Raw genomic sequence first — 16218 nt, 5'->3', positions numbered from 1 at the left:
TGTATCCTTAGTCCAGAAGGGCAATTCTAAACGCGGCATAAAGCCCTAATAGCTTCACGCACAGCGCGATTATCTCGAATATCTTTTGCAGGTCGGCATTACAGAACACATCGAACACCAGACTTCCACCACCTACGCCGCCAATTTCCGGCACATCGATACTGAACTGGGGACACGTACCCGCGCCCATATCGACCTTGAAGAAGTCACCGATGGACGAGAACAGAGGCAACTGATTCATGGCTGTAACATGATGTTGCATCACGGTGCCGTAGTTACGTTGGCCCCAGTCGTTGGGATTAGGGTTGACTGACTTGGGGTCGGTCTTGATGTTGGTGTCACCTGGGGGCAATGGCTTGTCGCCTTCACCTTCATCTTGTTTCTCGATGGCGTCCTTGATGGCGTCAAGTTTGGTGCCCATTTGGGCGTTACCGTCCTTGATGGCGTTGGCCGTCTGTATCTGGCCCATGCTGGCACCCGCACCACCTTGTGAGGCCGACAACTGAGCCTCTTTGATTGATGACTGTATGTCCTTACCCGTCTGCTGGATGACCTTACCAAGCGCGGCGTTCTGCTCGCTGGTAGCCTTAATCTCTTTGTTACTAGTCTCGGCTATCTTGTCCACGACCGTGTTCAGCGTGGCGGTGCCCGACGCACCTGACGTAGGGTTACTAACGGCGCTACTGGCCGCGTTCTGGAGCTCGTTCTGGGCGTTGTTTGTTGCGGCTGATGAATCTGGGGGAGTTACTGGGGTGTTAGCTCCGGCAGTTGATGAATCCTCGGAGTTACCGCTGGTCTGTATCGGGCAGTTCTCACCAGTGAACTTGATTACACCACTCCAGATGTTTGGATTTGAACCCAAGTTGATGGCACCACCTACAGTCTGAACTGAACATTGGCCATAACACTGGATCTTGACTGAGCCAAACGTGCTTGTGAAAAAACTGACAGGCTGGTCTGGTTCACCATAGGTATTACCGGCAATGCCTTCACATATCGGACGGCAGAATTCTTTTCCGGTTATTGCGTTGGTGTCTTTGACCGAACCAAGGAGACATTGAACAGGTTTCTTTTCACATACAGTGCCATTATTTGTGACCTTCGGGCCAAACGTAAACTCTGGTTTTCCTGCTGGAGGGCAGACTGGCTGGCTAGAGAAATTTGGAGTAACAAAAATAGCTTCTTTGACATAACCGCCATTCTTTAGAACGCCAACAATTTTCATCTGATTTGCATCAAAAGGCCCCGTGTACGAAGACTCGAAAACATATTTGTCACCAGCATAGGAAAGCAAGTAATCAATAGTTTTTGCGACACAATCCTGAAAGGATGATGCAGAAACAAAACCCACGTTGGCATGTCGTTTACATTGACCGGGCAGATTTTCCGATGGAACCTGTTTAATTTCAGCAGGAACCCATTCCGCCGCGTGGGCATAATTGCCAATGGCCAGCGTAAGCATTCCCAGCGCGATAGCACCGAACACGATATAGATGGCCCACTTGAACAGGCGGAGAATGAGCTTAAAGAAATTCAGCGGGTTGATGCAGTACATCAATGCCTTGAGGGTCTTCTTGGTTATCCAGCGCCAGTTAATGGCGCGAATTGTTTCCCGATATGATCGCATATGCCAGCACCAACCCTGTGATGAACATTATGGGAGCCCAAATCATGGCGTCCTCTCCAATGAAAAAGGGGCAGCGATGGCCGCCCCTTGTGGTTGCAACATGATGTTACTTGCTGCCTGCAAGCCCTTGGATTTTACGCCAGCCCCAGATGGCCGCCGCCAAACCCGCCTTGGCCAGACCGACAGCAGCCACGAACCCGAGCAGGGCAGTAACAGCGGCCAGAACGGCAGTTTGAACACCGGTTACATCCAGACCTTCACCAGCTGCATGAGCGGCACCAGCGGCCAACAGCATGGAGGCGATGATGGTCATTTTCGGGGCATTACGGATCATGTTTTTCATGTGACTTTCCTTATCTCATTCCAGTGATTGAGCGCAATCTGGCCCACGCCCATGAGGCGTAGTACACAGATATGACACCCGTACAAGAGGCGGCCAGAATGGCCCCCAAAGCTCCATAGCCCACCGTCGCGGGATCCAGCCATGCGGCGATGGATGCTATGTCATGTTGCTCGACCAGATACGCGCCTTGGCACTGGTCAAGCGCCACATTGGCGACTTGCAAGAAGCCGTCAGCCGTTACCTGGACGCAGCGCATTAGTTACCCTTCTTCTCAGCAGGGGAGGGAATGGCGAACAGACGAAAACCGTTGAAGGTTTTGTGCATACCGCCGTCGCCGGCAAAGCTGTTGTCCACGTATTCGAGTTGCAGAGTGATACGGCGTCCAACCATGGAGGACAGCTCCACGTGATAGTTGGACTTAACTTGATCCTCACTGAGGCTGAACTCGATAACCGCCGTCGGTTTGGTGGTAGTGAATTTGACAGAGCCAACCTGTGACTCGACGCCGCTACGGGTGCGAGTTTTCAGGGTGATGTCGTCGGCATCGAGGATGGTTCCTACAATTTCCATATTCGTTATCTCCGGTTGTTTGGGTTTTGGTAAAGACAGGACAGTTAATGACACGGGTCCAAGCCGCCGCCGAGCGGCTCGCACCCCTGAGGGGGCCCCGCGAGGCGCTCGTCATCGGAAAAGAGGAGCCATGCGCGGGACTGATAATCACAAATGGCCATCTGGCGGAGGGCCTCATACTCTTCGTATTCCATGTAGGCGTAAGCCTTCTCGTCGCGCATGACCTCGAACTGGTCGCGGACGCCTTCCATGGTCTTCCGGCAGGCCGCCTCCCATTTCTCCTTGGAGGTCACGAGCCACTCTTTGGCGCGGGTGAGCATGAAGATGTTCGCGTACATCAACCCCATGGCGCGGGCGGGCGCATCGTCGCCGTACTGGGTCTTGCTGCGCGGGGTATGCAGGGCAACACCGTCCTCGTCGCACAGCAGCTTCATGGTCTCGGGGATGCCGTAATGAACGCGCACGGTCTGGTCATTGCGACGAACCTGAACGCCGCCCATGGCGCAACAGAACGCGGCCCAGTCTCCCGCGTCAGCGGCTTTGCGGACGTTTTCGAGCGCGAAGTGCTGCTCTTTGGTGAGTTGTTGGAACATAGGGTCTTCCATATCGAGTTCGTCGCGGATGGTGCGGAACTCGCGCCATGCAGTGACTGAGGGGCCGCCAATCTGTTGGAACTGGCGGATGCGGTTATCGGATTTCCACGCGTCAACGCGGGCGGCGGTGTCAACGGCCTTGGCTCGTTTTCCGGCTTCGTGGTCACGGCCAACGGCGAAGCCGTCGATGTTCTTAGCCACGTACTTGGAGCAGTAGCCCACAGCGGAGCCCTTGCGCGGGTCGATGAAGACCACTTTGAAGCGATGTTGCTTGGCGCCTGGCTCGTTGCCGGAGTCGGCCAGCATCTGGGCGCGGCAGATGGCGATGTACTGTTTGGCCTGTTGGGTGGTCATGAACAGCACGGCGTGCCAGTGGGGCGTACCATCGTGATGGGGCTCGGCGAACCGGAAGCCGTACGGCTTGATTTCAGCCTCTCCGGCGCGCTTGCGGATGTTGTTCCAGCAGTTGGTCAGCCATGCTTGGGCGTCACGGACGGACGGGCGGCCCGCCTCGATCCACTTCTGGTTTTGCTGGCCATTGCGGTGGACGGAGTGGAAACGGCTGGGACACGTAAAGGTAAGGAAGATTGCAACATGACGTTGCTCTTTGGCGCACTGCTCGAAGCCGGACAAGCGGGTCATCAGCTCGGCCCGACGGTTGGTCGGGTTGCTGACGCTGGCGTCTACGGCGTCTTTCATGCTTACCGCATCGAACACATCCTTTGCATTGTGTGCCACAAGTGCTGACAGGGTTTCATCATTACGAGCCCTGCGGAAAGCCCTGCGAGCAACAGAGAGGTCGGTCGTATAAGCTGCCAGTCTTGCACTGACAAGCCCGAATCTGCGAGCGGCGTCATATAGGCGGCGAGATGAAACGCGGCGTACGACACGACGAACCCATTGAGCATCGGCCCAACGATTAAGCGTGGGATACGGGTCTTGCCTCTGCGACTGGGTGACTGTAGCCACCGGAGAAAGACCATAGTGATGGGCAAGCTCAAGAACAAGGCACAGGGCCACGTCATGAGCCCGAGTAGCAACCAGGCGGCCCACGTGTTCTGAAAAGCGTACGGAGAAAGTGTCAACAGACTCATCGTCAGCTGAAAAGCGGAACTCTCCAAGATCACCCCGTACGCAAAGAGAAGCATCAAGCTCAAGGGCTGCTGCATTAGCAGCTTGTATACCCAGTAACGCATTACGCGATTGATAGACATGTGTGAACCACCCAGTGCAAGCAGGGTGACGCAGGATTACGCGCTCCCGCAGTTTGGCATCTTCGGCACCACCGATAGGCAGGGCCGCGAACTTGTCCGCTTGAGCCTCAGGGCTGAACGGCACGGGATTGAAGGGCAGGGCAGAGATGGGCCGCTCAAGTGCTACAGTTGTGGCCTGATACCCATCTGAGTAAACACGGTGCAGAATGGCTACATCATCTTCGCAGAGGCCGCGCTCGTTCTGGAGCTTTTCCAGATACTCTTCGGGGGTCAGCTCGTCGGCAGTTTGCACCGGAGCGGCCAGCAGGGCGAGGGGAGTCTTGGCCTTGCGGGAACCGCTCATGGTGCGGCGGTCTGCATAACCGCTGAAGATCATGCCGGAGGCAATAGGGCCGTTGCGGACGGTGATCATTGGCGCATCCTCAAATACACCTCTGAGTCACAGGAAGCAATCGCAAAACAAACGAAAGCGAAAACGAGTATCACGGCAGCAGCTTTGAGAACATCAACATAGGACGGATGCATGGTTCAGCACTCCACGCCAGAGGTGATGCCGATAACCCCATTTATCGGCGATGGCTCGGGCAGTTCGTCTACCCACTCGGGGTCGAGCTGGATATCACCATCGAGAATCAACAGGTCAGAGCAAGCCTGACAGCCTGCGCCGTTACACTGTTGGCACACGTGGTAAACCGGTACTTGTTGCTGTAGGGTCTGCGCTTCCATGGCACTCGCTCACTAAGTGGTAAGTTCGAGTGATTTATATGTGAGGAGCTAACTTATTACAACGTATGGAATGTGAGCAGAATTGCTGTGGTAAGATTTGTTTGACAAACACATGAGGATAGACAAATGGACTCTAAAACGCTGATGGAGGCCTACATGAGGGCCAAAAACTACACCAGTTACGCGCAAGTGTGCCAAGACCTCGGTTTTAGCAGTGCATACATCGCTGGCATCAACAAAGGACGCGCGCAATTCACTGATGAAACAGCAAAATTTCTTGCGGAAGGTGCTGGCCTTGATCCTTTCGAAGTCATCATTTCCCTAAACGCTGTCAGAGCCAAGACTCCAGAGATGCGCGAGACATGGTACGGCATTCTAAAAAAGTACTGCGCAAGCACGGGGGCCGCTCTGGCCGTGGCTTGCGTGATGATGGGAAGTCTTGATTCAGAGCCTTCTGTGACTGCGCATAATGTATATTATGTTAAATTCAATATCTTGTTTTCTGTTCCCACTAAGTGAACTGTGTATAATGGCAACAATTGATCCTCTCTCCGACCGGATGTCTTAAGTGGCTGAATTAACATCAGAACAATTAAAACCTGCTTTTGCGATTGAACAGTTTCCAACCCTCAGCGAGCTAGAACCCATTCCGTTTGCTGCGCTGCAACCCAGAGCCATTTCTGCCATCAAACGGTTAGCCAGTTTTGATGGTGACTGCCCGGTCATGCTGCTCAACGGGTTCCCCGGCGCCGATTACGAAGATGTCTGCCGTACCCTGATTGCCGCCTCCAACGGCAAGGATGGCGATCTGTTCGACCTCTGCTACACCGAGAACCTCAACAACCCCTTCAAACCGATCTGGCTGCGCCTGCAACCAGGCACTGGTATCGAGTTCTGCGAGATGGTTGGCGAATTGCTCAAGCTGATGAGCCACCACCTTGATGCCGAGCGTCTAGTGACCCGCATCATGCGCAAGCAGAACAACGATCCCAAGATCGATGACTTCCTCTCCGATCTGTCCGCCCATGTCGCTCTGGGTCTGGAGTTCCAGCATCCGGTGCTGATCAATCTGCTCATTCATCACGAAGAGCAGGAAGCGCCGGTGATCTACGGCCGTGACCTCAACTGGGATACCCTGTTTGGCTCCATCAACTACCAGACCGAGCAAGGCTCAGTCTATGCCAACCAGCACCTATTGGAGCCCGGCTTGCTACGTCAGGCCAACGGCGGTTATCTGATCCTGCAACTGGATGAACTGCTCGATCAGCCCCATCTCTGGTTCAAGCTCAAAAACGCCATGCAAAAAGGCGAGCTGGACTGGAACGCCTATCAGGAAGGCAAGACGCTGACTCCCTTCTTCACGCCGGAAGCGACCCCCATCAAGCTCAAGCTCATTCTGGTGGGTGATCGTCTCGATGTGGCCGAGTTCCAGATGCTGGATCGGGATATGTCCGAGCGTATCTTCCTGCGCGCAGACCTGGTCTCTGAAGTGAACATCGAAGAAGATCTGCAGGAGTTTTTGCAATATCTCGCCTGGCTGCGCGAACGTTGGGAACTGCTGGATTTCACTCCTGCCGCCCTCGCCGCGCTATGCCGTCACGCCAGCCGTCTGTGCGATCATCAGGAGTGGCTCTCCCTCTCCGAGGTGCAGCTCTCCGCCATCATGCGGATGGCTGATAGTCTGGCACGCGAACTGGAAGCTGACGTCGTCACCGACGAGCATATCCGCGGCGCGCTTGAGGAGCAGGATTACCGCCTCAACTATCTGGTCGAACAGTCCGATCAGGGGGTTATCGATGGGCAGATCCTGCTGCAGACCGATGGTGAAGAGATTGGCCAGATCAACGGCCTCTCGGTCATTCAGGTTTCCGGTCACCCCTATGACTTTGGCGAACCGGTACGCCTGACCGCCACCGTTCACCTGGGTGATGGCGATGTGGCGGATATCGAACGCAAGGCAGAACTGGCCGGCCACATCCATGCCAAGGCGATGATGATCATTCACGGCTACCTCTCCAACAAGTTTGGCGCCGAGAACCCCTCTCCTCTCTCTGCCAACCTGGTGTTCGAGCAGTCCTATCACGAAATTGATGGCGACAGCGCTTCGCTGACCGGTCTGTGTGCCCTGCTCTCTGCCCTCGCCCGCCAGCCCATTTACCAGCACTTTGCGGTAACGGGTGCGGTCGACCAGTTTGGCAATGTACAGGCCGTTGGCGGCGTCAACGAGAAGATCGAAGGCTTCTTCCGGGTGTGCAAGATCCACGGTCTGACCGGCAAACAAGGCATCCTGCTGCCCGGCACCAACGCCCAACAGCTTAACCTCTCTGATGAGGTGATCGCCGCCGTCGAAGCGGGTCAGTTCCATATCCACCCGGTGGATCATGTGGAAGAGGCTATCGAGCTGCTAACTGGCTGTGTGGCTGGTGAGCCTGACATGCCCGATACCCTGTTCGGCCGCATTCAGGAGCGACTGGATGAGCTGAACGGCAGCACGGCGAAAGTCGGGCTGCTGCGCGCCCTTCTTGATCGGCTGTTTGGCCGCTAATGAAGTGATCGGAGTTGTTTAGCGCACATCTGTACGCTAAATTGGCGCAGCTTTACTCATTTGAAGGAAACTCAGCGTGACCGTAGACAATTCGACCCTGGAAGCCCGCCTTTCCCTGTGTGAACAGGGCAAGAACTCTTTTACCCGTGAAGAGCTGCTGGCTTGCAGCCGTGGCGAACTCTTTGGTGAGGGTAACAGTCAGCTGCCCGCCCCTAACATGTTGATGATGGATCGCATCGTCAAGATCAATGACAACGGTGGCGAGCACGGCAAGGGCGAGATCCTGGCAGAGCTCGACATTACCCCCGATCTCTGGTTCTTCGATTGCCACTTCCCGGGTGATCCCGTGATGCCGGGCTGTCTCGGTCTGGATGCCATGTGGCAGCTGGTTGGCTTCTTCCTCGGCTGGAAAGGCGGCCCGGGCAAAGGCCGTGCGCTGGGTGTCGGTGAAGTGAAATTTACCGGCCAGATCCTGCCGACCGCCAAGAAAGTGACCTACAAGATCACTTTCAAGCGGGTCATCAATCGCAAACTGGTGATGGGCATTGCCGATGGTGTCGTTGAAGTTGACGGTCGCCCCATCTATAGCGCAACTGACCTGAAAGTGGGCCTGTTCCAGGACACCACCGCATTCTGATTGATGCGAACCTGAATGTGGCGAAAGCCACAACGCAAAGGGGCCACGACGGCCCCTTTCCTTTTGTAATGAGTGTAATGAAGTAACTTACTTCATGAAGAGGCCTGAGCCCCGCCCTTCCATGGCATCTCGCCAACCACCAAGCCAGTGCCCACGGGCATCCAGACATTGATACGGACACGCTTCTTTCTGTTTGCCGACCACGCCAGCCTGATAACCACGAGCACGAGCTCTTTCCAGACGGTCCCGTTTCTGTCTCTTCATCATCTACGACCCTCTTCGTGGAACAAAAAAAGCGACCAATTCTTCATCGGTCGCTTTCATCTTTACCCCAGCAGGGAGGGAGGGTCAAACAAAAATTTCCATGCTAACCCCCCTCTGTGACATAAGGCACTGAACTCAATTAAATTTAAATTACAGGAAACTTATTCCTGATTTTTGAGTCCTTCCAGCTCTTCCCAGCGAGCAAATGCCTCCTCCAGCGCTGTCTCGGCGGCACTCAATGCGGCCAGTTTGGGCTGGGTCTGCTCGCTTGGCAGGGAGAAGAAACCGGCCTGGTTGATCTCCCCTTGCAGCGCGTCAAGTTCCGCTTCCAGCTGCTCAAGACGCGCCGGCAAACCATCCAGTTCAAGCTGTAGCTTGTAGGAGAGTTTTTTGCCTTTCTTCGGCGCTTCGGGCGCAACGGCAACGACCGGCTCGGGAGCCTTCACCGGTGTGCTCTTGGCCTGTTGCTGAGCACGCTGCTGCTCGCGGGTCGCCATCATGTCGGCATAGCCGCCCACGTAGTCACTGATGCGGCCATCCCCTTCAAATAGCCAACAACCGGTTACCGTATTGTCGATGAAGCGACGATCGTGACTTACCAGCAGCAGAGTGCCCGGATAGTCAGCCAGCAGCTCTTCCAGCAGTTCCAGAGTCTCGACGTCGAGGTCGTTGGTCGGTTCATCGAGGATCAGCAGGTTGCTGGGTTTAAGGAACAGCTTGGCCAGCAGCAGACGGTTCTTCTCGCCGCCAGAGAGCGCCTTGACCGGCGTTCTGGCCCGCTTGGGCTCGAACAGGAAGTCCTGCAGGTAGCCAAGGATGTGGCGGGAACGACCGCGCACCATCACCTCCTGCTTGCCCTCCCCGACGTTGTCCACCACGGTCTGCTCGGGATCGAGCTGCTCGCGGTACTGATCGAAGTAGGCCACTTCCAGATTGGTGCCCTGACGCACCGAGCCACGAGTGGCATCTAGCTGGCCCAGCAACAGCTTGATCAGGGTCGACTTGCCGCAACCGTTGGGGCCGACCAGCGCAATCTTGTCGCCACGCAGCACCTGCAGATCCAGCCCTTCGAACAGGGTGCGATCACCAAAGTCGAGCCCCAGCCCTTCCGCCTCAAATACCAGCTTGCCGGAGCGGCTCGCCTCATCGAGTTGCAGCTTGGCTTTGCCCTGCAGTTCGCGACGCTGGGTTCGCTCCATGCGCATCGCCTTGAGAGCGCGCACTCGGCCCTCGTTACGGGTACGGCGCGCCTTGATCCCCTGGCGTACCCACACCTCTTCCTGAGCCAGCTTGCGATCGAACTCGGCATTTTTCAGCTCTTCGACCCGCAGCCACTCCTCTTTCCCCTGCTGGTACTCGTCATAGTTACCCGGCCAGGAGGTGATCACGCCGCGATCCAGATCGATGATCCGGGTCGCCAGCTTATGGATAAACTCACGGTCGTGGGAGATAAACACGATGGCGCCACGGAAATCCTTGAGGAACTCTTCCAGCCAGTTGATGGCCTCGATATCCAGGTGGTTGGTCGGTTCGTCCAGCAGCAGCAGATCGGGATCACAGGCCAATGCACGGGCCAGCGCCACCTTGCGCAGCCAGCCACCGGAGAGACTGTCGAGGGTCACGTCAGGATCAAGACCAAGCAGGGTCAACACCTGATTGATGCGGGTCTCGTACTGCCAGCCATTCTGATAATCGAGCTGCTCCTGCAGCTGGCTCATCTTGCGAATGTTGGCATCGGACGGGTCACTCGCCAGCGCCATGGAGACGTGGTGATACTGCTTGAGCAGCTCACCAACGCCGGCCAGCCCTTCGGCGGCGTAGTCAAACACGGTGAGCTCGCTCGAAGTGGGCGGATCCTGCTCAAGACGAGTCACTTTCAGATCCTGCTGCAACACCAGACGGCCATCATCGAGCGGCAATTCGCCGGCAATCACCTTCATCAGGGTGGACTTGCCCGCCCCGTTTCGGCCCACCAGACAGAGGCGCTCGCCTCGCTCGATGGTCAGCTCGGCCTTGTCGAGCAACGGAAAATCACTGAACGACAGACATCCGCCGTGCAATGTTAAAAGAGCCATGTTCGTTCCTTATCTCATATGAAAAAACGGGCAACAGACTGGGTCTGCCCCCGTTTCATCGTCAAATCACAAATCAACCCTGACGAGCGAGCCAGCCCTTGAGCTCCACCAGCGTGAAGGGCCAGCCCAGCTCGCGGCCAGCCTCGTCCCGCAGCACCGGAATACGCACCCGATAGGCCTCAAGCCAGCCTGCATCATCCATGATGTCGCAGCGGCGGGTCACATCGCCTGCCCCCGCCTCCTCCACCAGCGCCCACGCCTGTTCACACAGATGGCAACCGTCGGTATGAAACAGGGTCAGCATCAGGCATCTGCCCCGCTATCGGCATGGGTGATGATCCAGCAGTTGTGAATGTGCTGGTTGCGCTCGAAATCCTTGGGTCGAGTCTTGCCAGTGATGTTCTGCGCCTTGAGACCGATGGCCTCGAGACCGGCCAGATCCATCTTGAAGTGGCGCTTGTTGTTGGAGAACACCAGGGTGCCACCAGCGGCCAGCAACCGCTTCAGGTGCTGCATCAGCAGCAGGTGATCACGCTGCACGTCGAAGCTCTCGTCCATCCGCTTGGAGTTGGAGAAGGTGGGCGGATCGATAAAGATGAGGTCGTACTGCTCGTCCGCTTCCGACAGCCACTTCAGGCAGTCGGCCTGGACAAACTTGTGCTGACGGCCCACCAGCGAGTTGAGGCGCATGTTGTCCTGTGCCCAGTTGAGGTAGGTGCGCGACATATCCACTGTGGTGGTCTCGCTTGCACCGCCAAGACCCGCGTGCACGGTGGCACTGCCGGTGTAGGCAAACAGGTTCAGGAAGCGCTTGCCCTTGGCCATCTGACCCAGCATGCGGCGGGTCTGACGGTGGTCAAGGAACAGACCGGTATCGAGGTAGTCGTAGAGGTTGACCCACAGACGGGCCCCATACTCCTGCACTTCCATCCGGTGCTGCTCTTCGGAGAGCTTCTGGTACTGCTGCTTGCCCTCCTGACGCTCGCGCACTTTCAGGATCACCTTCTCGCCGTCCATCCCGGTCACCTTGATGGCGGCCTGCACCATGTCGAGCAGACGCTGACGGGTCTTCTGGGCAGGGATATCCTTGGGCGCCGCGTACTCCTGCACCACCAGATAGTCCTGATAGCGGTCGATGGCGGCGTTGTACTCAGGCAGGTCGGCATCGTAGAGACGGTAGCAGTCGAGATTCTCTTTCTTGGCCCACTTCTCGAGCGCTTTCAGATTCTTGCGCAGACGGTTGGCAAAGTCCTGCGCCACCTCTTTTTGCGAGGCGACGGCATCGAGCGCGATCTGGTAGTTACGCAGCTGACACTCAAGGGCACCGTTGAACAGGCGATATTGCTTGTCCGCGCGCAGGCGCAGACAGCTGAGCAGCTCGGGAGATGCGGACAGAATGGAGACTCTCCACCCCTGGAAGCTGCGACGCAGGGCATCGCCGAGGGCTTGATGCACTTCCAGCAGGGCCGGAAATTCGCCAAGACGCTCGCCGTAGGGCGGGTTGGAGATCAGCATACCGACCTGACGAGCCTCCCCTTCCACAGCCGGCATCGGCAGCGGGTTTTCCAGCTTGGTGACATCGGCCTGCTTGAAGGTGATGAGATGGGCAACACCGGCGGCTTTGGCGTTATCACGGGCTTTGAGCAGCACGCGCGAATCGGCATCACAACCGAACAGTTTCACCTCGCAGCGCTGCATGCCACGTTTGGCACGTACTTGTGCTTCCATCATCAAGCTTTGCCACAGCTCGCTATCATGCTGCAGCCAGCGATCAAAACCGAAGCGCTCACGGCGCAGGGCCGGAGCCATGTCGGCTGCGATAAAGGCCGCTTCAATCAGCAGCGTACCGGAGCCGCACATCGGGTCCATCATGGGCTCGCCTGCCCAACCGCTACGAGCAATCATGGCGACCGCCAGGTTCTCTTTGAGCGGTGCTTCACCTGTGCCCTGACGATAGAAACGCTGATGCAGCGCCGGGCCTGACAAGTCCAGCGTGATATTGGCCTTGCCTTTGCCCAGATGCGCCATGATGCGAATATCCGGGGATTTCTTGTCCACGTCCGGGCGCACATGACCGCGCTTGGTAAAGCGATCGACGATGGCATCCTTGATCTTCAACGCGCCATATTGGGTATTGCGAATGGAGGCGTTGGTACCGGTAAAGTCCACCGCAATGGTGGCGGTGCCGGAGAAGTGCTCTTCCCAGGGGATGGTATGCGCGCCCAGATAGAGATCCAGATCGTCGTTCATCTGGAATTCGGAGAGCACCAGTACGATGCGGGAAGCCAGACGGCTCCAGAGACAGGCCTTGTAGCCCACCGCCAGTTCGCCTTTGAAGTGGACGCCAGCCACGGTCTCACGGACCTGCTCTGCACCCAGATTGGTCAGCTCGTCGGCCAACAGGTTTTCCAGCCCCTTGGGGCAGGTTGCAAAAAATTCTTTCATCACGCTCACGGGGAACCCATAAAAATAGTCCCGCATTATACCTCATCAGGTCACTCTGAGCATGCAAAAGTGGCTGACAATGACAGGAGATACGGTGTAATAAGCGCCTATTGAACCCTTTCCGTAGAACCTTAAAAACCGCCAGTCCCCCCCTTCCCCGATTTTTCTCCTGCACACGTCGATCCAGTTTTAAAAAATCCACACACATCAACTTATTGGACAACAATTAGAAAGCCTCGACCCATGTCACCCGGATACAAATAACGCCAGTGAACGAGTCACCCTTATGACCAAAACCATCCTTGTTGTGGAAGACTCCGCCAGTATCAGAGCCACCATTACCATGACGCTGCAAAGCGCCGGTTTTAGCGTGATTGAAGCAGATGATGGCAACGCGGCCCTCTCCCGCCTCGATGGCCAGCGGGTACATCTCATCATCTCCGATCTCAACATGCCGGGCATGGACGGGATGACACTGCTGCGCCATCTCAAGGCACAGGCAACCACCCGTTATATCCCGTTCATCATGCTGACGACGGAAGACTCGCCCGAGATCCGCCAGGAGGGGTTCGATGCCGGCGCCCGTGTCTGGCTGACCAAGCCATTCGAGCCGCTGAAGCTTATCGATGATGTCTACAAGGTGGTGCAACCATGATACGGGAGCACAAGGTATGAGTTTTGAACTGGATATTATGCACGCGCCCCCAACCGCCATTCTCACGGGGGAGTTCACCATCATGACGGTGGCAGAGTTGCAAGACGATCTCTTCGGCCTGCTCAACTTTCCTGTTGCCATGCTGGATTTGAGCCAGCTTGAGGCGCTCGATAGCTGCGGTGCCCAGCTTGTCGCCCTCCTCCAGCAAGAGGCCAATTCTCAGGGCAAGCGGCTGCGGATCAAGACGGGAGATGGCAGTGAAGCCGAACTGGCGCTGGGTCAGCTCGGGTTGCTGTCTTCCCTCACCAGAGCGGAGGGGCCAGATGGACGTCAATAAAGCGCGCACCCTCTTTTTCGAGGAGGCCTACGAGCAGTGTGATCATCTGGAGCAGGCGCTCCTTGATCGCGAAAGCTACCCGGCCAATCCCGAAACCTACAATCTGATGTTTCGTACCGCCCATACCATCAAGGGTTCAGCCAGCATGCTGGGCCTCACCATGCTGGTACGCTTCGCCCATGCCATGGAGAACATGCTGGCACGGCTTCGCAGCGGCGAGTTGCAGCTCGATGAGCATCTGATCAACCTGCTGCTGGCCTGCAATGATCAGCTACGCGACCTGTTGCAGGGGGCCGAGCACAACCCCGAGCTTCCACAAACCGAAACCCAACAGATCCTGGCCCTGCTTTCCCAACTGCAGGGCCATCAAAGTTTGCCAACCCAACCGGTCGTAGTACCGCCACAGAACGTAACTTCTTCGCTGGATCTCAAGCGCTGGCATCTCTCTGTACGTTTTTATCCCTCGCTCTATCAAGATGGCTTCGACCTGCTGGCCTTTATCCGCTATCTCGGCAATCTGGGCGAGATCGTCTTCATCGAACCGGTTTGGCACGAATGGCCCCCCCTTCAATTGCTCGATCCGACCGAATGTTTCCTGGGCTATGAAATTGGCCTGCGCAGTGCTGAATCCCCCGAGCGGATCCGCAGTACCTTCGATTTTGTGGCTCATGCCAGCATCATCTGCCTGCTGACGCCTCATCAGGATCTCGCCGAGTTTGCTGCGCAAGGTGAACGACTGGCCCAGTGGCGCAACGAACCACTGACGGCCCAGCTTGCCCGCTGGGAGGCAGCCGACGTCCTGACCCGTGAAGAGGCGGCCGCCATTGAACGGGGCGACTATCGCCGTGGCCAACCCAGCGAACCAGACAACGCATCCGCCGCCCCTTCAGCATCAGTGTCACAACCTGCGCAGCCAGAGTCGGAACTGCCGGTAACACCTCAGCCCAAGCCCGCCCCGCTGCGCAGTGAGGGACACTACATTCGCATTGAGGCCGCGAAACTGGACAGGCTGATCAACCGGGTCGGCGAACTGGTGATCGCCACCTCCGCGACAACCCTGCAGGCCAGATTGCGAGGAGATGCCGAGCTGGTCGAGTCGGTGGCCGCAGTCAATACCCTGGTCGAGGGGATCCGCGACGACGCCCTTACCCTGCGCATGGTGCCCATCAACGAGATCTTCAACCGCTTTCCGAGGCTGGTACACGAACTCTCCCAGCAGACCGGCAAGAACATCAGCCTGCACATCAACAACGCCGAAACCGATATCGACAAATCCATGGTCGAGAAGCTGACCGACCCCCTGATGCATCTGGTGCGCAACGCCGTCGATCACGGCATCGAGGATGAGGCGCAGCGCCTTGAGGCTGGCAAGGCGGCTGGCGGCGTGATCACCCTGAACGCTTATCACGACGCAGGCGCCGTAGTGGTTGAAGTGAGCGACGATGGTCGCGGCATCGATCGCGACAAGATCCTGGCCAAGGCCCAGACGATGGGCATGGCTCAGGAGGGAAAAGTCCTGAGCGAGCAGGAGATATTCCAGTTCCTGTTCCACCCCGGCTTCTCAACCGCCAGCGGTGTCAGCGATCTTTCGGGTCGCGGTGTCGGGCTCGATGTAGTTAAACGCAATCTGGAGTCCCTGCGGGGCGAGACCACTATCGAGAGCCATCCTGGCCGCGGCACAACGTTTCGCCTGCGGCTCCCGTTAACCCTCGCCATCATCGACGGTTTTCGCATCGAGGTGGATCACTCCTCTCTGGTGATCCCCCTCGACATGATGCTCGAGTGCATTGACCTGCCGCCGGATGCCCTCGATACCCCCTCGCGCCAGATCAATATCCGCGGCGAGTGGGTGCCCTTTATCGTACTGCGCGAACTGTTTGCCCTTCCCCCCGCCGACGAGCCCGAGTTTGTCGTTATCGTCGACTATGCCGACAACCGCGCCGGCATTGTGGTGGATCGTCTGATTGGTGAAGTGCAGGCGGTGATCAAACCACTCGGAGAGCTGTTCAGGACGCTGCGATATGTCAGCGGTTCAACCATTTTGGGCAATGGCCAGCCGGCCCTCATTCTTGATGTGCCACAGCTTATCGAGCTGGCCAGACGACGGGAGTTGCACTTGATCCACCGGCATGCCGATGCCCTCTCCGGCAACCGAACCTGATTGACCACATACTGTTATCAACCGCT

Annotated in this window: 15 protein-coding genes; 6 read left to right on the top strand and 9 right to left on the bottom strand. The window is 57.0% G+C overall.

Annotated features, from left to right (window positions below):
• Positions 1-7: 7 nt before the first annotated feature.
• The 5 genes from NOM67_RS03285 to NOM67_RS03265 form a co-directional block, all read right to left on the bottom strand.
• On the bottom strand, positions 8-1627 hold the full coding sequence (locus tag NOM67_RS03285; protein WP_255933777.1) for a hypothetical protein: 1620 nt from the start codon (positions 1625-1627) through the stop codon (positions 8-10).
• 106 nt (positions 1628-1733) lie between these two features.
• On the bottom strand, positions 1734-1970 hold the full coding sequence (locus tag NOM67_RS03280) for a hypothetical protein (RefSeq protein ID WP_040065549.1): 237 nt from the start codon (positions 1968-1970) through the stop codon (positions 1734-1736).
• A gap of 255 nt (positions 1971-2225) precedes the next feature.
• Complete coding sequence (locus NOM67_RS03275) at positions 2226-2540, bottom strand: hypothetical protein (RefSeq protein WP_139494324.1); 315 nt, start codon at positions 2538-2540, stop codon at positions 2226-2228.
• A gap of 44 nt (positions 2541-2584) precedes the next feature.
• Positions 2585-4759, bottom strand: coding sequence for a replication endonuclease (locus tag NOM67_RS03270; RefSeq protein ID WP_255933773.1), 2175 nt, complete (start codon positions 4757-4759; stop codon positions 2585-2587).
• A gap of 116 nt (positions 4760-4875) precedes the next feature.
• Positions 4876-5073, bottom strand: a complete 198-nt coding sequence (locus NOM67_RS03265) for a hypothetical protein (RefSeq protein ID WP_255933771.1) — start codon at positions 5071-5073, stop codon at positions 4876-4878.
• A gap of 126 nt (positions 5074-5199) precedes the next feature.
• Here NOM67_RS03265 and NOM67_RS03260 point away from each other — a divergent pair, with 126 nt between their 5' ends.
• The 3 genes from NOM67_RS03260 (at position 5200) to fabA (ending at position 8255) form a co-directional block, all read left to right on the top strand.
• On the top strand, positions 5200-5592 hold the full coding sequence (locus NOM67_RS03260; protein WP_255933768.1) for a transcriptional regulator: 393 nt from the start codon (positions 5200-5202) through the stop codon (positions 5590-5592).
• Positions 5593-5641: 49 nt separating this feature from the next.
• Positions 5642-7618, top strand: coding sequence for a Lon protease family protein (locus NOM67_RS03255; RefSeq protein ID WP_201929857.1), 1977 nt, complete (start codon positions 5642-5644; stop codon positions 7616-7618).
• Between the two features lie 76 nt (positions 7619-7694).
• On the top strand, positions 7695-8255 hold the full coding sequence (fabA, locus tag NOM67_RS03250) for a 3-hydroxyacyl-[acyl-carrier-protein] dehydratase FabA (RefSeq protein WP_033113552.1): 561 nt from the start codon (positions 7695-7697) through the stop codon (positions 8253-8255).
• 87 nt (positions 8256-8342) lie between these two features.
• On the opposite strand, the gene rmf is transcribed toward fabA, so the two are convergent.
• The 4 genes from rmf to rlmKL form a co-directional block, all read right to left on the bottom strand.
• Positions 8343-8522, bottom strand: coding sequence for a ribosome modulation factor (gene rmf / locus NOM67_RS03245; RefSeq protein ID WP_005315693.1), 180 nt, complete (start codon positions 8520-8522; stop codon positions 8343-8345).
• A 158-nt stretch (positions 8523-8680) separates the two neighbouring features.
• A complete protein-coding gene (locus NOM67_RS03240) occupies positions 8681-10594 on the bottom strand; it encodes an ABC transporter ATP-binding protein (RefSeq protein WP_255933766.1) in 1914 nt (637 codons plus the stop codon).
• 73 nt (positions 10595-10667) lie between these two features.
• The gene (locus NOM67_RS03235) at positions 10668-10898 is read right to left on the bottom strand and encodes a glutaredoxin family protein (protein WP_041207778.1); all 231 of its coding nucleotides are present in this window, start codon (positions 10896-10898) and stop codon (positions 10668-10670) included.
• The gene (gene rlmKL / locus NOM67_RS03230; protein WP_255933763.1) at positions 10898-13075 is read right to left on the bottom strand and encodes a bifunctional 23S rRNA (guanine(2069)-N(7))-methyltransferase RlmK/23S rRNA (guanine(2445)-N(2))-methyltransferase RlmL; all 2178 of its coding nucleotides are present in this window, start codon (positions 13073-13075) and stop codon (positions 10898-10900) included. The genes NOM67_RS03235 and rlmKL overlap by 1 nt, the downstream gene beginning before the upstream one ends.
• Positions 13076-13325: 250 nt before the next feature.
• Between rlmKL and NOM67_RS03225 the strand changes: the two genes are divergently transcribed.
• From NOM67_RS03225 to NOM67_RS03215, 3 genes are read left to right on the top strand one after another with little or no spacing between them, the layout of a single operon-like run.
• Positions 13326-13694 carry a response regulator gene (locus NOM67_RS03225; protein WP_041207780.1) on the top strand — a complete coding sequence of 123 codons (369 nt, stop codon included), beginning with the start codon at positions 13326-13328 and terminating at the stop codon, positions 13692-13694.
• 16 nt (positions 13695-13710) lie between these two features.
• A complete protein-coding gene (locus NOM67_RS03220; RefSeq protein WP_203131473.1) occupies positions 13711-14031 on the top strand; it encodes a lipid asymmetry maintenance protein MlaB in 321 nt (106 codons plus the stop codon).
• Positions 14018-16192, top strand: coding sequence for a chemotaxis protein CheA (locus NOM67_RS03215; protein WP_255933762.1), 2175 nt, complete (start codon positions 14018-14020; stop codon positions 16190-16192). The genes NOM67_RS03220 and NOM67_RS03215 overlap by 14 nt, the downstream gene beginning before the upstream one ends.
• Positions 16193-16218: the final 26 nt, after the last annotated feature.

The sequence above is a fragment of the Aeromonas sp. SG16 genome (genome assembly GCF_024436135.1).
Classification (GTDB): domain Bacteria; phylum Pseudomonadota; class Gammaproteobacteria; order Enterobacterales; family Aeromonadaceae; genus Aeromonas; species Aeromonas jandaei.
The sequence above is the reverse complement of the archived record's forward strand: the minus strand, read 5'-3'. Positions and strand labels throughout refer to the sequence as shown.

Excerpts from the sequence above, each read along its gene's own strand:
- rmf (WP_005315693.1), bottom strand. The coding sequence starts at position 8,522 with ATGATGAAGAGACAGAAACGGGACCGTCTGGAAAGAGCTCGTGCTCGT.
- NOM67_RS03240 (WP_255933766.1), bottom strand. The coding sequence starts at position 10,594 with ATGGCTCTTTTAACATTGCACGGCGGATGTCTGTCGTTCAGTGATTTT.
- NOM67_RS03220 (WP_203131473.1), top strand. The coding sequence starts at position 13,711 with ATGAGTTTTGAACTGGATATTATGCACGCGCCCCCAACCGCCATTCTC.
- NOM67_RS03280 (WP_040065549.1), bottom strand. The coding sequence starts at position 1,970 with ATGAAAAACATGATCCGTAATGCCCCGAAAATGACCATCATCGCCTCC.
- NOM67_RS03215 (WP_255933762.1), top strand. The coding sequence starts at position 14,018 with ATGGACGTCAATAAAGCGCGCACCCTCTTTTTCGAGGAGGCCTACGAG.
- NOM67_RS03225 (WP_041207780.1), top strand. The coding sequence starts at position 13,326 with ATGACCAAAACCATCCTTGTTGTGGAAGACTCCGCCAGTATCAGAGCC.
- NOM67_RS03260 (WP_255933768.1), top strand. The coding sequence starts at position 5,200 with ATGGACTCTAAAACGCTGATGGAGGCCTACATGAGGGCCAAAAACTAC.
- NOM67_RS03270 (WP_255933773.1), bottom strand. The coding sequence starts at position 4,759 with ATGATCACCGTCCGCAACGGCCCTATTGCCTCCGGCATGATCTTCAGC.
- NOM67_RS03275 (WP_139494324.1), bottom strand. The coding sequence starts at position 2,540 with ATGGAAATTGTAGGAACCATCCTCGATGCCGACGACATCACCCTGAAA.
- NOM67_RS03265 (WP_255933771.1), bottom strand. The coding sequence starts at position 5,073 with ATGGAAGCGCAGACCCTACAGCAACAAGTACCGGTTTACCACGTGTGC.
- rlmKL (WP_255933763.1), bottom strand. The coding sequence starts at position 13,075 with ATGCGGGACTATTTTTATGGGTTCCCCGTGAGCGTGATGAAAGAATTT.
- NOM67_RS03235 (WP_041207778.1), bottom strand. The coding sequence starts at position 10,898 with ATGCTGACCCTGTTTCATACCGACGGTTGCCATCTGTGTGAACAGGCG.
- NOM67_RS03285 (WP_255933777.1), bottom strand. The coding sequence starts at position 1,627 with ATGCGATCATATCGGGAAACAATTCGCGCCATTAACTGGCGCTGGATA.